16 protein-coding genes are annotated in these 18,166 nt (G+C 48.2%); 8 read left to right on the forward strand and 8 right to left on the reverse strand.

All coding sequences use genetic code 11. The features are described from left to right. The first annotated feature begins 198 nt into the window (after positions 1 to 198). A complete protein-coding gene (locus KKD83_08420; protein MBU2536169.1) occupies positions 199 to 969 on the forward strand; it encodes a cation:proton antiporter in 771 nt (256 codons plus the stop codon). A gap of 34 nt (positions 970 to 1,003) precedes the next feature. Here KKD83_08420 and KKD83_08425 read toward each other — a convergent pair whose 3' ends face one another. The 5 genes from KKD83_08425 to KKD83_08445 form a co-directional block, all read right to left on the reverse strand. Further along, complete coding sequence (locus KKD83_08425; GenBank protein ID MBU2536170.1) at positions 1,004 to 1,879, reverse strand: hypothetical protein; 876 nt, start codon at positions 1,877 to 1,879, stop codon at positions 1,004 to 1,006. Positions 1,880 to 2,363: 484 nt separating this feature from the next. Next, positions 2,364 to 3,509, reverse strand: a complete 1,146-nt coding sequence (locus tag KKD83_08430) for a mandelate racemase/muconate lactonizing enzyme family protein (GenBank protein MBU2536171.1) — start codon at positions 3,507 to 3,509, stop codon at positions 2,364 to 2,366. A gap of 137 nt (positions 3,510 to 3,646) precedes the next feature. Next, positions 3,647 to 5,266 (reverse strand): thiamine pyrophosphate-binding protein, encoded by a 1,620-nt coding sequence (locus tag KKD83_08435; protein ID MBU2536172.1) that lies wholly within the window; start codon positions 5,264 to 5,266, stop codon positions 3,647 to 3,649. Between the two features lie 359 nt (positions 5,267 to 5,625). Continuing rightward, positions 5,626 to 5,901 (reverse strand): hypothetical protein, encoded by a 276-nt coding sequence (locus tag KKD83_08440; protein MBU2536173.1) that lies wholly within the window; start codon positions 5,899 to 5,901, stop codon positions 5,626 to 5,628. 12 nt (positions 5,902 to 5,913) lie between these two features. Further along, positions 5,914 to 6,327 (reverse strand): hypothetical protein, encoded by a 414-nt coding sequence (locus KKD83_08445; protein ID MBU2536174.1) that lies wholly within the window; start codon positions 6,325 to 6,327, stop codon positions 5,914 to 5,916. Between the two features lie 415 nt (positions 6,328 to 6,742). Here KKD83_08445 and KKD83_08450 point away from each other — a divergent pair, with 415 nt between their 5' ends. From KKD83_08450 to KKD83_08460, 3 genes are all read left to right on the forward strand, one after another. Continuing rightward, entirely contained in the window at positions 6,743 to 6,937 is a 195-nt protein-coding gene (locus KKD83_08450) for a hypothetical protein (protein MBU2536175.1), read from the forward strand. A 584-nt stretch (positions 6,938 to 7,521) separates the two neighbouring features. After that, on the forward strand, positions 7,522 to 9,315 hold the full coding sequence (locus tag KKD83_08455; GenBank protein MBU2536176.1) for an acyl--CoA ligase: 1,794 nt from the start codon (positions 7,522 to 7,524) through the stop codon (positions 9,313 to 9,315). 170 nt (positions 9,316 to 9,485) lie between these two features. Continuing rightward, positions 9,486 to 10,703, forward strand: coding sequence for an aminotransferase class I/II-fold pyridoxal phosphate-dependent enzyme (locus tag KKD83_08460; protein ID MBU2536177.1), 1,218 nt, complete (start codon positions 9,486 to 9,488; stop codon positions 10,701 to 10,703). Positions 10,704 to 10,781: 78 nt separating this feature from the next. Here KKD83_08460 and KKD83_08465 read toward each other — a convergent pair whose 3' ends face one another. The 3 genes from KKD83_08465 to KKD83_08475 all read right to left on the reverse strand — a co-directional run bounded on the left by KKD83_08465 (position 10,782) and on the right by KKD83_08475 (position 13,863). Next, positions 10,782 to 11,966 (reverse strand): helix-hairpin-helix domain-containing protein, encoded by a 1,185-nt coding sequence (locus KKD83_08465; GenBank protein ID MBU2536178.1) that lies wholly within the window; start codon positions 11,964 to 11,966, stop codon positions 10,782 to 10,784. Between the two features lie 82 nt (positions 11,967 to 12,048). Continuing rightward, positions 12,049 to 13,197 carry an MFS transporter gene (locus KKD83_08470; GenBank protein MBU2536179.1) on the reverse strand — a complete coding sequence of 383 codons (1,149 nt, stop codon included), beginning with the start codon at positions 13,195 to 13,197 and terminating at the stop codon, positions 12,049 to 12,051. 30 nt (positions 13,198 to 13,227) lie between these two features. After that, on the reverse strand, positions 13,228 to 13,863 hold the full coding sequence (locus KKD83_08475; GenBank protein MBU2536180.1) for a hypothetical protein: 636 nt from the start codon (positions 13,861 to 13,863) through the stop codon (positions 13,228 to 13,230). 342 nt (positions 13,864 to 14,205) lie between these two features. On the opposite strand from KKD83_08475, the gene hyi reads away from it, so the two are divergent. From hyi to KKD83_08495, 4 genes are all read left to right on the forward strand, one after another. Further along, a complete protein-coding gene (hyi, locus tag KKD83_08480; protein ID MBU2536181.1) occupies positions 14,206 to 14,985 on the forward strand; it encodes a hydroxypyruvate isomerase in 780 nt (259 codons plus the stop codon). 15 nt (positions 14,986 to 15,000) lie between these two features. After that, the gene (locus KKD83_08485) at positions 15,001 to 15,888 is read left to right on the forward strand and encodes a 2-hydroxy-3-oxopropionate reductase (protein ID MBU2536182.1); all 888 of its coding nucleotides are present in this window, start codon (positions 15,001 to 15,003) and stop codon (positions 15,886 to 15,888) included. Positions 15,889 to 16,199: 311 nt separating this feature from the next. Continuing rightward, the gene (locus KKD83_08490) at positions 16,200 to 17,735 is read left to right on the forward strand and encodes a GspE/PulE family protein (protein ID MBU2536183.1); all 1,536 of its coding nucleotides are present in this window, start codon (positions 16,200 to 16,202) and stop codon (positions 17,733 to 17,735) included. Positions 17,736 to 17,807: 72 nt separating this feature from the next. Further along, the coding region (locus KKD83_08495) for a type II secretion system F family protein (GenBank protein ID MBU2536184.1) at positions 17,808 to 18,166 on the forward strand (359 nt) is incomplete at its 3' end.

Raw genomic sequence — 18,166 nt, forward strand, 5'->3', positions numbered from 1 at the left:
AGTATCCCGTCCACAAACATGGTGCCCCTGCCCACCTGGCCAAACCCGAATGAGTATGATGGGTCTCTTAAACGAGCAACCCGTATCTAACTGCTAAAGAGGGAGCCGGGAAACAATAGGCTGGGGACTGTCCGCCGATGTGATTAAAGCGAAAAGAATTCGCCGGAGGGTATTGACCTTCAACCAGATAGTATGTTTGTGGCAATAATCTTTGGTGTAATTGGCGCTTTCATCTGGTCAATATTACTTAACAGAATTCATGTTATTAAAAACGCGATGTTTACTACACCGGCTTTTGTTTTTGTGCTATTCGGTATTGTAGAGACATTAGGTTTTAGTGGGGCCATTGCAGCGCTGTCTTTTGGTGTAACTCTTGGTAATATTGAGTCAATTAATCTCACTATTTTTAAGCCATCATCAACGAAAGACCCTGTCGGACTTACAGAGACGGAAAAGGTGTTTTTTAGTGAAGTGGCTTTTCTACTAAAGACATTCTTCTTCGTTTATCTTGGACTCTCGCTTGAACTGATTAGTGAGCAGCTTATTATTCTTAGTCTCGTTTTGACAGCGATAGCTTTTGCACTTCGCATACCAGCGACTAGATTATCCCTTAGACGTTCACTACCGCTCAAAGATATGTCTATCGTGGCCGTTATGGTGCCTAAGGGTTTGGCAGCGGTGGTACTAGCTTCCCTTCCCTTGCAACAAGGTGTTCTAGGCGGAGAACTAATTAAAAACATTACTTATGGCGTAGTACTGCTGAGTATTGTCATCACTTCATTTTTGGTGATGTTGATTGATAAGACGAAATTCTATAAATTATATGGCTGGCTTCTTTTTCCACGCTTGCCGAGTCTCTTTGGCAGTCCTAAATATCAATCTAGAGAATCACTAAATAAATCGGATGATATAGTACCTGCCGGGTCAAAGCTGTTTGGTAAGCAAGATCAGAATGATAGTAGTAATTGATAATAAGGGAGTTATTGACCTTTGGGTTGTTAAATTAACTTAAAACCGTCTTTCTAGCTTTATTTAGAATCGTCCTAACAGCGCCTGAAATAGGTTGCTTCCCACCACTGGTTTCCTCAAAATACTGGGTTACGTTCTCCAAGGCTAGCCTTTGTAACTCACTTATCTCCATAATATCAACAGAAATACCCTTAGGTTTCTGTAAACAAATAAGGTAGCCTTCTTTACCTCTTCTTTGTAAGCCTATACGCTTTCTTTCTGCCTTATCAATTAGTTCGGAAGATAAAGTAGTCACGATAAGATCCCCGTCACTATCCAGAACCAATAACCTCTGTTGACTTGGTGGCGTGTTCTTCACTGGAGGTAGTCGTTTTAAAATGATGAGTGGAAAGGCATACTCTACTTTGTAAATGGGAATAGATACTTCGACATCATCTTTCCTGTAATAAGGCAGTCTATTAAGTACTTTGGATGAAGTTGATGATGTAGTTTTATGAGTATCTCTGGTTTTTTCTATTAATAGTTCTCTACGTTTGCTATCTCCCAGCTTGATGATTTCTTCTGGATACGTTCTAAGTACATCTGGGATTATGGCATCTCTAAGAGCATGTTCCAGTATATGATTGAGAGCCCAGATTTCATTTTCTCCTATTTTAACTACTAGCGGCGTAGGTCTACTTGTGCCAGTATCCCAATAAATAGTTGCAAAGTCATTTTGAGATGCTTCCATCTGTTGAGTTTCTTTTATAATTCGATGGTAAGTTGACCTTCCTAAGAGTTGAGTAAACAAATTTCCTTCAGCATCACAGGATAATAACCGTACCTTATTCTTTGGCCATCGCTCATTTCCTAGGCGCACCGGCATGAGCAAAAGTGAATGGTTAGGTCTATTTTGATGAAATAACGGCATGATTCTGCCACCTCGGCTTTATTCAGATGCAAATTATATATTATTTCGGTTGCCTTGTCTAGTAAAAATAACTGTGAAGTAACATACAACGTATAGACATCAGTATGTAGTACTTTCGTTCAACAGTCTAGTTGATATTTTGACTTGTAATCGGGCTTGCCCTGCCCCCCGAAAAGGAGTCCAGTTATAATGTTAGACTTGATAACAAAAGTTTGTTTTGTTACTCATTGCAGGAAATGGCATTTTGTCAATAATCCTTTACCGGTCTTTTACCTTTCATATTCTTTTAGCCTTTTCACTTTCCCTCATTCTATTTGAAATGCAAGTGGGGTAATATTAACAATAACCCTGTAAAAGGGCTTTCGGTGTTTTAGGCAGGTTACCAGCCTGATTTTTCGGGTGACGTAGACCTGATTCTTTAAAAATTAAATAAGTTTGAGGCCGATTCCAGCTTCAAAAACACCGTGAATAACGAAGAAATCGTTTAAAGATAGGGAGGCCACCGCCACCCTTTTTTGACTATCCACCTCATTTTTTCAGGACTTGGCTTAGTTTGCCATTTTTTGATGGTCTCTTCGTTAAGCTCAAATCCAAAACCAGGTTTATTCGAAGGAGAAATCTCACTATTCTCTGGTTCAATAGGATTAATAAAAAGCTGCCCCATTGGTTCAAAGAAGTCATAGACACATTCGTGAAATAAACCGTTAGGAACCGCTGCAACAAGCGACACATCCACGTATTCTGTATGATGAGGACAAATTGGCAAGCCAAATGAATCGGCAATAGCTGCAATCTTGATAAATTCCGTTACGCCTCCACATTTCCCAATGTCTGCTTGAACTACTTCGGCAGCTCCTTGTTCCATCAGCTGCCTGAATTCCCATTTTGTATAATGGTTCTCTCCAACGGCTATGGGAATAGATGTCTCCCGGGCTAGTTTGGCGAGGTTTTCGATTTCGTCAGCTAAAATCGGCTCCTCAAGCCAGAATATATCATATTCCTCAAGCTTCCTGGCCATTCTCATCGCTGTATGGAGGCTCCATCCATTGTTAACATCCAATGCCAAATCAATATCGGGACCAATGGTTTGCCTGACGAGCTTAACCCTCTCTAGGTCTTCGTTGGGATCTTTTCTCCCCAACTTCAACTTAATCATCTTAAAACCCATCTTCACGTACTCATTGACCTCTTTAATCAGCTCTTCATTGGTATAGTGGAGGTCTACTCCTGTGACATATGAAGGGACTGTGTCTCGATGCCCTCCCAGGAGACGATGTACCGGCATACTGAAAATTTTCCCTTTAAGATCCCATACGGCCATATCTACTGTACTTATCGCCGAAATTGCTATGCCTCTTCTACCGTACTGCAAAGTAGCCCAGTACATCTTTTCCCAAATCCTCTCACTATTAATTGGATCTTCACCGATAATCACTGGTTTTAAGAGATCTTCAATAATTACCTGGGCCACTTTACCGCTATAGTTGATACTAAGTCCGGTTATATCCTCATCGGTCATAATTTTAAGAAACGTGTAGGTCATAGCGGCAGGGATTGTATTTATGGCGTCAGTCATTGGCTTAAAGGGAACATAAATGGGATTGGATACTTGTAAATCTGTAATCTTCATAGTATTTCTCCTTTCAGCTTGTTTTGTTACTCCTTGCTTTTAAGAATCCTCCTCGCGTTTCATGGTTGATTCCTTCTTTCCACCTTACAAACGCTTGCACGGCATCACACGCCATACCACAAGATATTATAAGATTCTTACCAGAAAGGAGTTTGCATGGTGGGTAACGGGACTTCTATTACAGTCGGCATATCTCTATCGAGCGCAGTTCTTAACGCACTTCCCAACTCCTCAGGATTCGTTAGTTTCACCCCTTCAGCGCCGAAACCCTTGGCTATGTAGGCGAAATCCGGATTCTGCAGTTGAGTGCCAATGACCCTGCTTTCAAATCTGAGATGCTGGTCGCGGAGTGAGGCCCCATACGCGTTATCCACGAAGACAATGGCTACAACGTTGATTTTCTCCTGCACTGCCGTGGCAAGGTCTGTTAAGCCATACATGAATCCACCGTCGCCGCATAGCGCTACCACATGCTTGTTTGGATTGCCTACTTTGGCACCGAGGGCCGTAGGGAAAGCATATCCCAGAGTAGCAAAGTACGAACTGTTAAGGTATGTACGAGGTTGCAACACAGGATAAGAGAGATGGCCCCAGTAGGCAACATTGTTAACCCCTGGAATTAATATATCATCTGCTTTTAACTCTTCACGAATCGTGCGAATCAAAGACAATTGAAGAGGTGCTACACCCTCTAGCTGCGTCCTTACGTTGTCTTTAATCTTATTCAACTCTTCCGATTTCCAGGTGCTTTTACTCTTTTCGGGCAGAGCCTCAAGTAAAAGTTCAAGCGCAGCACGAGCGTCGCTTACAATCCCCAAATGGGTAACGTGATTTCGTCCTATCTCGGCGGAATCCACATCTATGTGTATCAGTTTCTGGTCCTCCCTGAATGATATGGGAGCTCTTGGTGTAGAATACAGACGACTTCCAATCGCCAGAATAGTATCAGCTTGAGGAAAAGTCCAAGAAACTGGACCGTAACCGGAATAAAAGACGCCTAATAATAGCGGGTGGTTGCCCGGGATAGCACCTTTCCCTTCCGGAGTAGTTATTACCGGGGCATTCAATTTCTCGGCAACCAGCGTTAGGGCTCTGGTAGCATCAGAAGATAGCACCCCTCCACCTGCCCATATAACCGGTTTCTTTGCGCTGGCTAGAAGATTGGCGGCATCGTCAATCTGACCTTTCTCCGGTGTTACCACAGGGATCGATTCAGGGGCTTTATTTATATCCACTTGTTCAATAGCCTGTAATAAATCCCTGGGAACCTCAAGTTCCACAGGTCTTTGCCTTCCGGACTTCAGCTCACACATCGCTTTCCGTACAGCCCATGGAATCTCCTTTACTTGGCGTATACAGTAGCACCACTTGGTTAAAGGCTGAAACACTTCTATCTGCCCGGCAACTTCATGGGTTGCCCCACGCTCCTTATCCAAATCGTTGGTCCCGACCTGCCCCGAAACCAGTAGAACAGGAGTAGAAGTAGCATACGCTGTGCCGATGGCCGCCGTTGCGTTTAACGCACCGGGGCCGGGTACAACAAGGGCCACACCAACTTTTCCAGTCGTTCGGGCATAGCCGAAGGCCATATAGGCCGCGGTCTGTTCCTGGCGTACGGAAATCCAGCGCATGCCTTTCTGATTATAAACAGAGTCGAGCATCTCCATTACTTGCTCGCCGGGGAGACCGAAAATCACTTCCACACCCTCACGGGCCAAAGAGCCTATAAGTATGTCAGAACCTGTTAGTTTGGACATCACTTACCTCCTCTGAGCAACATATATTGGCCTTAGTTAAAGGTTGGTATCACTTTATCAAAAACGATTCACTACCGCAATAATTCAAACGGTATTAAATGTTCCTTATGTAGCTTTTGGTTTTATTACTTATGAAACTTATTCTTCCTCACAATGCCATACCCTCGCCCGTACAACACTATATTCGAGCACAAATCTTGTACGTACAAGGCTTGTCTTTTGTTAGGATATACAATTCCCTATTTTGTCAAATGAGAAGGGGGGCAATTTAGCTCTCCTTCCCATTAGAAGCAGCTGTATTTGAAGAGGTTAAAGTCATAATGCAGCGTGAGATCAGCAATTTTACATCAAACTGCCATCTATTCTTTTGTAATCATTTCTTCCTTGTACTTTCTAACTAAATCCGGTTTATATTCAGCCCTTCTTCCAATACATGCTTCCCTCGGACATAATTGACAAGTTTCAAAAGTGGTCTCTGTTTGGAATATGACACCGGATACCGATTTTATTGGAAGCATCAAACAAGTGTTAGTTAACCTTACGCCTATTAGACTCTCTACATCACCGAAGATTGAAAACAGCTCTTTTTGTTGAGTTATCGGCCAAATATCCGCGGAGCCAGAACCTGGCGCCATTCTTGATAGCTGTCAACACGCATAGTTGTTCCTGATATGGTCTATCAAATAACTAAGTGCTGAGCGCACTATAACCTCTTTAATCTGGTCCATGAAGTAATACTTCATTAATTGATGCTCTGGAATTTCTATTTCATCCACTTCTCTACCGCACGTCACTATATATGGAAATACTGTATCTATTTTGTCCAGATTAACTCTAAGAATATGGCTGGTAAATTTTCTACCTCCTATCTCCAATGAGTCTCCCTGTCTGTTTTCAACACTGGAAATCTCAAATAAAGCTTTCGGTTTTGCTATCGGGCGAGCTATTTCCAATAGCTCATTGATAATGTCCTTAAAGCTATCGTTCATACTCCGAATACGTGTTTTCTTCACCACATCATCGAGTTCTAATTTTACTGGAATATCATCTATTACTTCCATATCTCCTCCATGCGCTTCTCCCCGTACCCGCTAAAAACCATACCCTATCTTTTTTATGATTGCTTTCTATTTATTTGGAATACATTATATACATATTGTGCCTTTTACTCAATCTTGGTTGGTGGGCAAAGGGGGGGGCTATGAGTAGGAACTTCGCCCATAACCCTCTTGGTTGGTGGCTATCAAAGGTATATAATCCCCTTGTAGGAAAGTATGGGGGGTTAAGGATATGCTCATATTTAAAGCCGTTGCATCCCCAATTATGCGACTATACATACTCTTGGTTAAAGGTTTCCCTAGTACGACAACATCGGGGGGACGGTGGGGATTACTCCAGACGTTCTTGTCTATTGTCTTCTTTCTATTCGGTGTTCCCGCTTTGCTTACCTTCCTTTTGCCTGATGGAGGCAAGGCGATGAACATCGTCATAATAGTATTCTTCATCTTCGGCCTTTTGGTGCTTATATATACAGCGTGGCTAGGCATAAAGTTTTACCGTGCTAGTAAGAGAGAAACGGATGATGTAACACGGCTAGAAACTAAGATTGATACCCACGAGCAAAAATATGTGGAATTGATGCAAACTTTAATAGATGAGGTGAAAGGATGAAGGGGAGACATAAGACGATGGACACAAAAATAAATTGTAAATACTGCCAATCAGACAAACAACCAAGATTGAGTAGAACCGTTGGCGCCGTTGACTTGACTTTGAGCGCAGAGGAACTGAACGTCTGCGATGAGGTCTGGCACGAACTAAGACCGCCCCGATTCTATTACGGGGCGCAACAGCTTCACCGATAAGTCAGCATCTTAGCCGGTTTCACATGTGATTGTACTGATAATACTAACTTGCTAAACAGCACAAAAGCTTGCATTGTAACGTGTTGAACAATCGTCTATTTTGTTACCTATAGAAAAGAGAGCAACTCTGGGTCGGCACCTTATTTTTTAAAATTGTTATATAAATAGACTTCCGATATGATCATACAGGTATAAAGTAGCGAGAAAATAAAACGTAAAATTGCTTACTTAATTAATTTTTAAATGAATCGTTGAAATGCCACAGGCATTTTGCCAACAAATTTAAAAATACCAATAAATAATAAACAAAATGCGAAGCATAAATCTCCTCCATATTGACTAATATCCGATACTAAATCATAATAATTTGGGTCATTTGGATGACGTCTCATGAATATGTTTCAGAATAAGTTACATCTTTTAAGCACCGGCGTACCGGTTACTTCCCTGAGCCCTTATTCAAATCCCTTTCAAGAGTATAAGGTAGCCTTTGAGGACCGGGAGCAGCCTTTCCTTGAATACTATTCCTTTGCTGGAAAACTGGTAAAGAAAAGGACCCTGACCAGAGGAGAGTTCTGGAATCTGGCCTGTTCTGGCGCCAGATATCTCTCAGATAACGGCGTAGCAAAAGGCGACCGTTTATTACATTGTTTTTCCTGTAACAATCTGTACGACCCAGTATTCAGGCTTGCTTCCGTCCTGGTGGGATGTGTTCCGGTGACGGTGAACTGGCAAGCCGACGATAATGAACGCATCGCTGCCAAAGCCAAGATAACAGGAGCAAAGTTTATCATTTTTGATGAAGAGTTTGCCAGCCGAATAGAAGCGATACGGTCGAAATCCCGTATCAAAGCTGCCCTTGAAGCCGGTAAACTTGAATCATATGGAAATATGAGTACATGGGAACCTCCCGCGCTAAACCAGGATGACGAAAAAATAATCATTTTCACGTCCGGCACTACCGGGGAGCCCAAAGGAGTGAGCCTTTCATACGGGAACTATCTGGCTAATAAACTCACTTTTGAGCAGTATTTTGGCGTATCGGAAACGACGCAACTGGATATTTTATTGGTTAATCCTCTGCATCATACTAACTCGACAGCTTTCCTGGACTGGGCTATGCGGCGTGGTGGAACGAAAATACACCTCCTGCAACGCTATTCCACGCTTTACTGGAAGATACTGGTAGACGTGGCACGACAAAAGCGTGACCTGCTCATTGCCCCTATGGTTTCACGGCATATCGATTTCCTGGAAGAACTCCATAATCGCTCAGAACTGCCGGTTGAAGTGGATGAGATAAAAAGCGCTCTCAGCGCAACCGATATGATGATTGGTTCGGCTCCGGTCGGTCCGACCACAATCAAACGCGTACTTACTTTCAGCGACCACCTGCCCATTGTTCGTTTCGGCTCAACCGAAACCTGCCTTCAGGTTATGGCAACGCCAAGGACGTTATCCCAAAATGAGCTTGCCAAAGCGTTTGAAGCTGGTTGGTCGCATTGTTACCAGGGGGAAAGTACCGTCGGTTATTACATCGGCCGAGACCACCCCCCTTTCACACGTATCCAAGCCGTAAGGTCTATCGACCCGGGAAGCAAAGGTTATCTTCAGCCTTGCGATGTTGGGGAACCCGGTTACCTGGTCACACAGGGTCCGAATATTATGAGCAGCTATGTGGGCGATGACGAAGCTGCCGAGTCTGTTTTTCGCGAGGGATGGTACACAGGCCTGCGGGACATCGTCTTCGCCTTGGAAAATGAAGCGGACGGACAACTGGACTATTACTGGGTGACCAGAGATTCGGCACTTCTCATTCGCAGTGGTGCCAATTATTCCTATGACCAGGTTGCTGCCGAGCTATCCAAAGTATTGATTGAAGACTTCGACTTAAAAACGGAGCAATTCAAATTATCTGTAATAGGCCTACGGGTTGAAAGCGAACACGAAGACAGTTGCTGTGTTACCATTGAGCTCAGCCCAGAGGTCGTCGATAAACAGAGAGAACTGGAAGCTGATTTTATAAACAAAGCTCGTGCAAGGGTTCGCAAAGGTTTCTGGCCTGATTATGTCCGCTTTGCCGAAATTCCGACGAACTTCAAGGGCCTTGTCCTTCTTCCGGAATTGAGACAGGATTACAGGCAATCACTGGAGGCAAAAGGGCTGACAATATATAATACCTGAAGGGACTATTCTCAACTTGTCCCCGGCCAAACGTAAACGTGCTCCACTGCACCCTCGCGTAATTTGAATCCTATAATGTGACCTTATATTGACAAACTCACGAAGCCACTGTAGCCTTTGTATTATAGACCTTATCTTGGGTCTTTTTTTAAAGTGGTGGGTTAACGTACATGGACTTATCCAGGATTACCCAGCAGTTTACCGAGAGCATCATACGGGATATGACAAGGGTGGCGTTGCGACATCCCGGCAGTATCAATCTGGCTCAGGGATTCCCAGACTTCCCCGCACCCGAATCCATTAAACGCGCCGCAATTGAAGCCATCCAGAGAGATGTCAATCAGTATGCCATCACCTGGGGAAGCCCTTCGCTCCGAGAAGCGATTGCAGACCGGATTCGTCGTTACAATAACATTGAGGCAGACCCGGACAAGAATATCACCGTAACCTGCGGCTCGACCGAAGCCATGATGGCATCTCTCAAGGCAATCATTAATCCCGGCGATGAAATCATAATTTTCGAGCCATTCTATGAAAACTATGGACCAGATTGCCTCCTTTCCGGGGCAACGCCGCGATATATTCGATTGAGACCGCCGGACTGGTCTTTTGATTTTGACGAACTGGAAAACCTTTTCAACTCAAAAACCAAGGCAATCGTCATCAATACCCCCAATAACCCTACCGGGAAAGTATTCAGTGAAGAAGAACTTCGTTTCATCGCCGGGCTTTGCCTTCAATATGACGCCATAGCCGTCACCGATGAGATATATGAACATATTCTGTATGACGGTCACGTACACCTATCGATTGCCTCCTTTCCCGAGATGGCAGACCGGTCAATTACCATAAATTCAATCTCGAAAACCTATTCTCTGACCGGGTGGCGGGTTGGTTGGGCCATTGCCAGCGACAGGATAACGAGAGAGATAAGGAAGGTCCACGATTTCATGACCGTGGGCGCGGCGGCCCCCCTGCAGGAGGGCGCGGCTTTTGCTTTATCGCTGGGTGAAGACTACTATCGATGGCTGGCAGAATTCTATCAGAATGCCAGAGATACCCTGTATTATTCCATCTTGGAAACCGAACTGTACCCGTACAAACCGGCCGGGGCTTACTACATCATGTGTGAGTGTGCTGACTTCATGCAGCGACATCAACTTCCGAATTCCCTGGAGCTTGCCTATTTCCTGGTAAAGAATATCGGAATCGCTACGGTGCCGGGAAGTTCGTTTTATTCCGACCCCAGCTACGGACAATTGCAGATTCGGTTTTGTTTTTGTAAGAACCCTGAGACGCTTCAAAAAGCACAGACTTATCTTTCCAAAATATCGAAACCAAAACGTGGCCGTCATACCGGGAGCCAGTCTGAGACGGACCGGGCCTGAGCCTATGCCAGGCCGCCAAAGCCGGACAACTCATCGTAGTGATGAGGCCAGGCCGCAGCGGTTTATCAAAATTTTAAATTAGCCCAGGGCGCCGGCCAGCGAAGGTTCGGACTCGTCCAGTTCATCGAGGTTAGGGATGAACGACGCCTGTTTCTCCCATTCCAGCATGCCCTGAAACCAGATGTAAGCGGCGGCCCTTGACGTTACCACCCGCATCTTCCTTAACTGCAACATGGAATCGATGCTGTGTTCGCGCCTTGATTCGATTATCCGCTGTGCCGATATCGGGCCGACGCCGGGCACGCGGAGCAGCTCCTCATGGCTCGCCCGGTTTATGTCCACCGGGAACAGCCAGGGCTGGTTTTCGGCGATGACCAGCTTCGGGTCCTTCCTCAGGGAGAGGTTACCTTTCTCACCGAGCGCCAGCTCCACCTCTTTTAGCGGGAAGCCGTAGATTCTGAGCAGCCAGTCCGACTGGTAGAGTCGGTGGGCACGCAGCGGATTGGCTGGTGGCAGACCCTCCAGCGGCGAGTCCCTGACCGGTCGGAAAGGACTGAAATAGGTCCTCCGCAATTCCACCTCGTGGTAGAGGGCCGAGGTAGTGCGCAGTATATCTAAATCGCTTTCACCCGCCGCCCCGACGACAAACTGCGTCGTCTGTCCGGAAGGCACCAGCCTTTCATCCGACGCCATCAGCTTTTTCACCCACTGCATCGGCGCCACGATGTTCTGATGCAGGTCCTTCCGCTTGCTCAGCCTGGCGAGATGCTTTACTGTCGGAGCTTCCATATTTACGGAAACACGGTCGGCCAGTTTGCACCCTTCGGCAACACAGTCGAAGGCTGCGCCGGGCAGGATTTTGAGGTGAATGTAACCGGTAAAACCATAGCGGTGGCGCAGGATTTCCACCGTGTTGACCATGGCTTCCATGGTGCGCGTCGGGTTATCGGCGACCCCGGAACTCAGAAATAGCCCCCGCACCATTCTCCGCTGGTAGAGCTGCATGAATACCCTGGCCAGTTCCTCGGGGCGGAAGGCGCGGCGGGGAAAGTCCCTGGCAACGCGATTGGTGCAGTAGGCACAGTCATTCATGCAGACGTTGGTCAGCAGCACCTTGAAAAGGCAGACCGAGCCACCGCCGGGCAGCGTGGAACGGTAGATGAACCGCTGCGGCGAGGGCAGAAAATCGCGCACGCCGCTGTAGCCGCAGATGTCGTACTTCGCCGCCGCCGATAAATCCTTGAGTTTATCTTCAACCTCCATCTGCCACACCACCTTTTTTAATAGAACAATTGTACTATAACACAGCAGAGTAAGGTGGTCAATAGCCGAGAGTAAGATAGTATCACTCGCTCATACGGGAGCCGACGATAAGCAGGATACCAACGAGCGCCGCGATGGTGAACAGCGAAGCCTGAAACGTCCCGGTAACGTCAATCAGGTAGCCGAAGAGGACCGGCATGGTCAGAGACGTTAAGTTCCCCAGCGAGGAGACAAGTCCAACCACGCTGGCTGCCACCGGCGCCAGCCTCTGGTGGTGCGTCGGAACGGATAGAATAATGGTGAGCACGCCCATGGTGGTGAATCCGGCCACAAAAATGCAGGGCAGGAGAAGGGGAAACGGGGCGTAATTGATACCGACAATGGCCGCGGCAGCGATGATTCCCAGCGACGCCACAACGGCTCTGGTGTTCCGTAACCTGTCCAGAGCAAAACCGATTGTCGGTCCCGCCAGGAGGTATCCCAGGGGAAGAAGTATTGCCAGTGTCGGGTCAAGCCCTTTGGTGCCAAGTACTTTCGGCAGCCAGGTGGCGATGGTATCGTAGCTCCCGGCGCTGGCCATCATGAAGAGCAGCAGCGCCCAGATATATCGGTCCTTCAGAAATCCGACTAAACTCCTCAGCTGTAATCCGGTAGTCGGCCTTGCGGTGCTTCTGGCGAGTGTCCACCACAGAAGTGCCAAGATGATACCCAGGCCGCTATAGACGAGCAGGACCTGACGCCAGCTCAGCAGCTCCAGAAGGTAAGGCGTAAGACCGAAGGCAGCAGCGTTGCCGGCGGCAAGGCCGGAGATGTACAGTCCAGTGGCAAATCCGGGTCGCTGCGGAGTCCATTCCTTCACGATAAGCGGCAGGCACGGCAACACCACACCCAGTCCCACACCGAGGAAAAATTGGCTGACCAGAAAGGTCACGTAGTCCGGTGCCAGCGCCCTGATTACGGCCAGAACAGCTACGAACGGCAAAGCGAGCCGGAAGGCGTTCCGGTAACCGATTCGGTCGCCGAGAAGACCCCAGGGGATACGGCAGAGCATGAGGCTTAACACAGCAACGGAAAAGATGAGCCCGAACTCGGCGTGGGACAGGCCCATTTCCGATATAATATCGGTAACCATGGGGGCGGTGCCAAAATTCAACAGGGGCATTAGAAAGGCGATGCCGAACGCCAGAACAAGCATCACCCAGTGGTATCGGTTTTTCACGGTTTCAAACATGTTACCAAGCTACGAAATCGCCAATGGCACTCATTTTTCCGATTCGTCCTTCTTTTCCCCGGCCAGTTGCTCCCGCTGCCAGCGGTGGATTTCATCGAGCGCCGGCGGCGCCACGCTGAAAACCTCTATATCTTCGGGGAACTGCACCATGTGACCTTCCCGGATGAAAAGCAATCCCGCTTTGTCCGCCTCAAGCGTTTCATCGATCTGTTTGGCAATATGCTCATATCGCTTCCGTAGCGCTTCAACGTACAGCTGAGAGACCTGCTGCGCCACTTTCTGGCTGATAAAGCCTATAAGTATAAATCTCTCCCAGTCCATGCTTTCCTCGGCCAGCGCCCTGTCTTCAATCACTTCAATCAGGGCGCCACCCCGGCTCTTCTCCTCGGCGATTCGGCTGCTATCAGCGTTTAGGTTTTGTATGGCTTCAAGCCCCTCTTTGCCCGCCTGAAAGACCGATTCGTGATAGACGTGTCCCACCTCACCGAGTTTGGCCTCAAGGTTCGCCACGTGCTCGCCGACCTGCTGCCAGTAGCGTTTATACTTATCCGCGTAATCCTTGGGCGCGTTCTTCCCCGAGAACATCAGCGAAACGAGATAGAGCTTCCTCTTGCTGACGAACTCTTCTGCTTCCGGCTTCTCAATCTTCCCCAGTTGCTCTGACATGGTGCACCGTCCTTTCTCCCGCTATCCCATTCTACCTTCTGCTTTCGCCCTGAACAAGAGCCTCCGGCTGTGATATACTTATACACTCGGGAGAGGTAATAATCAATCATGGCCAAGGACTACTATCACATTCTGGGAGTGCCCAAAAATGCCCGCCAGCTCACCGGCGGACAGCCGGGAGATATTATCATAGTGGTTAAGGTGAAGTAAGAGGTCGCAACTATCTGAAAAATTACTTGACTGCCTGCATTAACCCTTGCAACCCTTCCTCTCTTCCACTATAATGCTGTGTGAATTGTCTGAAAACACCAGTATTAAATGTAATCGTGAGGAGGGATGACTATGCCCAAGTTCAGTGCCAATCTGTCCATGCTTTTTACCGAAGCTGGTTTTGCGGACCGCTTTGAGCGGGCGGCCAAAGCTGGCTTCAAGGCTGTGGAATGCCAGTTCCCGTACGAGCTGCCCAGGGAAGATATCGCCGCCAAACTGGATAAATATGGCCAGGAAATGGTCCTGTTCAACATACCGGCCGGCGACTGGGCGGCCGGGGAGCGGGGCATTGCCTGCCTGCCGGGACGGGAGAGTGAGTTCCAGGAAGGAGTGGGTAAAGCCATTGAATACGGTAAAGCGCTCAAATGCCCCCGCATCAACTGCCTGGTCGGCCTTACCCCCAAAGATGCTCCGGCGGATAAAGTACGCCAGACCCTGGTCAGTAACCTGAAATTCGCCGCTGATGCACTTCAGAAAGCGGGCATTTCCCTGCTGGTCGAGGCGCTCAACGACAAAGATGTCCCCGAATTTTACCTGGTGTACAGCAATGACGTCTTCCAGCTATTCGATGAGGTCGGGCACCCGAACCTTTCCTATCAGTACGACATCTACCATATGCAGGTTATGGAGGGTAACCTGGCCAAAACCATTCAGCAGAACGTGGGCCGTATCGGCCACATTCAGCTCGCCGACAACCCGGGTCGGCATGAACCGGGCACCGGCGAAATCAATTTCACCAATTTATTCAAGTTCATCGACGAGTCAGGATATACCGGCTGGATCGGCTTGGAATACAAGCCGGCCGGTGTTACAGAAGATGGCCTGGGATGGGTCAAACCCTATTTTAAATAAAGGAGGAAAAACATAATGGCAAATCTTGGATTCATTGGCGTGGGCATAATGGGCAAGCCGATGGCCGGGCACCTTATGGAGGCCGGCAACACGATGCACATCTACGATGTGGTCGACGCACCGGTCAAAGAACTGGCGGCGAAAGGAGCCATCGCCTGCGGCAACTGCAAAGAGGTGGCCGAGAAATCGGACATTGTCTTCATCATGGTGCCGGATACGCCGGATGTTGAAGCCGCCATCTTCGGCGCCAACGGCGTCATCGAAGGCGTTAAGTCGGGCTCAATTGTGGTGGATATGAGTTCCATCTCCCCCATTGCCACCAAGGAGTTCGCCAAGAAACTGGCGGAAAAAAGCGTGGAAATGCTGGATGCGCCGGTTTCCGGCGGGCAGGTAGGCGCGGAGAACGCCACCCTGTCCATCATGGTCGGCGGTAAGCCGGCGGTATTCGAAAAGATCAAGCCCTACTTCGAGCTCATGGGTAAGAACATCGTCCACATCGGTGGCAACGGTGATGGACAGACCTGCAAGGTAGCCAACCAGATAGTGGTTGGCGAGACCATTATGGCTATCAGTGAAGCCCTCCTCTTCGCTTCCAAAGCTGGCGCCGACCCGGCCAAAGTAAGGGAGGCGCTGCTTGGTGGCTTCGCGCAGAGCCGCATCATGGACCTGCATGGAAAGCGCATAATTGAGCGCACCTTCCAGCCGGGCTTTCGCATCCGCCACCAGCAAAAAGACCTGAACAACGCTCTTCAGGGAGCCCGCAGCCTGGGAATGAGCCTGCCGGGTTGCGCCGTAGCGCAGGAACTTTTTAATGCCCTGGCAGCTCAGGGTGATAGTGACCTCGACCATTCCGCCCTGGTACTGGCACTGGAGAAGCTGGCCAATCACAAGGTCGCTGGCTAACCGGCAATCTGACTTTAATTAAATACGACAAGCTGGAGAGAGGCAATGCCTCTCTCCAGTTTTTTTGCCAGCACCCCATCCACCCACTCAGCTTGAAATGTAAGTTTTAGGAAATGTTTAGTATTTTTCCCTGCATTTTTATATTTTATTTACCCTCGCAGCTTTATACTGAAGTTTGGCATAAAATGAACTCACGTACAGAGTGCTGCCTATTACCTATGACTAAAGAGCTATTGTCAATTGCCGTGTGGCTAGATAAGATAGCTTCAGTGGCCGAGCTTAATATGGACGGAGGGGAGATGTAGCCTATAATGCCTGATGTAAATGTTGAAGAAACCCAAATTGAGCCGCCAAAGACCAGGCTGCGAAAGCACTTGATTCAGACCGAAGCACTCCGCCTTATCCCCGAAGCTCTGGCGAGAAAACACGCCGCTATTCCTCTGGAGATTAGCGGCAATGTACTGCATGTGGCAATGGCTAATTCATCTGATATCATCGCCTTGGAGGCACTAGCGGCCCGGAGCCAGATGCACATCGTGCCGGTAAGAGCCAGTGCTGCAGAAATTCAAGAAGCCATAGATTTCAACTACCAGTCCTATGAGGAGATTGAAAAGCAGATTTCCAGCCTCTCACTGGAGACGGAAAAAGCCGAGCCGCAGGTTAAGCTGGATACGGTAACCGATGCACCGGTAGCTAGAGCACTCACTCTAATTATCGATGAAGCGGTTAAAGCCCGCGCCTCCGACATACACCTTCAACCACAGGAAGATAAGCTGCTGGCACGCTACCGTATCGATGGCACGCTTCATAACATGCTTTCTTTGCCTCTGTCAACGGCCACGCCGCTCATTTCCCGAATCAAGATTCTGGCCAACATGAATATCGCCGACCATCATCGCCCGCAAGACGGCCAGTTTTCGGTACGTACCAGAGGCGGGCAGTCAATTGATATCCGTGTCGGTACGGTGGCCACGGTCTATGGAGAAATGGCGGCACTGCGACTTCTCGACAAATCAAGAGCCATTATGACCCTAACTGACCTGGGTTTTCTACCACAGAGCTTGTCCAAGTATGAAGAGATGCTCAAGATCCCGTACGGTATGCTTCTGGTCAGCGGGCCTACCGGCGCCGGTAAAACCACTTCCCTTTACGCTTCGGTAAACTGTTTAGATTGCGTGGGGAGGAATATTATTACCATTGAGGACCCCGTGGAATACCGGTTCAAGCACATCAATCAGATCCAGGTGAATCCACGTGCTGGCCTTACCTTTGCCAGCGGACTCAGGTCAATACTGCGACTTGACCCGGACGTTATATTGGTGGGGGAGATTCGCGATGCGGAAACAGCCCGTATTGCCATCCAGTCAGCGCTCACCGGTCACCTTGTGCTTTCATCAATCCATGCCAACGATGCCATAGGCGTGGTTTTCCGCCTTATTGACCTTGGTATTGAGCCTTTCCTGGTCGCCTCCGCGCTCATTGGAGTAGTCGCCCAAAGAATGGTACGACGTATTTGCCCCGATTGCGCGCAACTAACCACAGTTCAACTCGTGGAGCAGATGAGCTACGAGAAGGAAATGAGGGAAAATCGACAAGAGTTCCTCAGCGGTAAAGGCTGCAAGTCCTGTTCCAACACTGGCTACCACGGCAGGAGCGGGCTATTTGAGATTCTACAGATAAGTGATGAAATACGGATGATGTTGCTTAATGGCACTACCGCCGCTGAGCTCAGAAATCAGGCATTTAAGGATGGAATGGTTCCTTTAGTCAAAGATGGGATGTTGAAGGTTAAAGAAAATTTAACCACCCCTGCTGAAGTCCTCCGTAACGCGTACTCTGTAGCCTGACATCAAGCCTGGCCCACATTACAGATTGCACCGCAGCAAAGATAGGGGAGGAATGCCTTTGGGGAGAGTCTGATGGTTTTCCAGTACATTGCCTATAACGAAAAGGGAGAGATTGTTAGAGGTAAGCTACCTGCCGCAAATGAAGAAGCGGCAACCGACCTGCTAAACTATGCCGGTTATCAGGCAGTCAGCCTCAAACCGCATATTCCTTTCCTCAATGTCGATAAACTGACGGCCGGCATGTTCCGGGTAAAGCCCGGAGATATCATCCTTATATACCGGCAGATGGCCATGCTGCTGGAGTCCGGCATCGATATCGTTGCCTCGCTGGAACTGCTGCAGGAACAGGCCACCAGCCGCGCCGTAAAGAAGGTCCTGGGCGATGTAATTTCAGACCTGCGCGCCGGTCACCAGCTATCAAGGGCTCTGAG

The sequence above is a fragment of the Chloroflexota bacterium genome (assembly GCA_018829775.1).
In the GTDB taxonomy this organism is placed as follows: domain Bacteria; phylum Chloroflexota; class Dehalococcoidia; order Dehalococcoidales; family RBG-16-60-22; genus E44-bin89.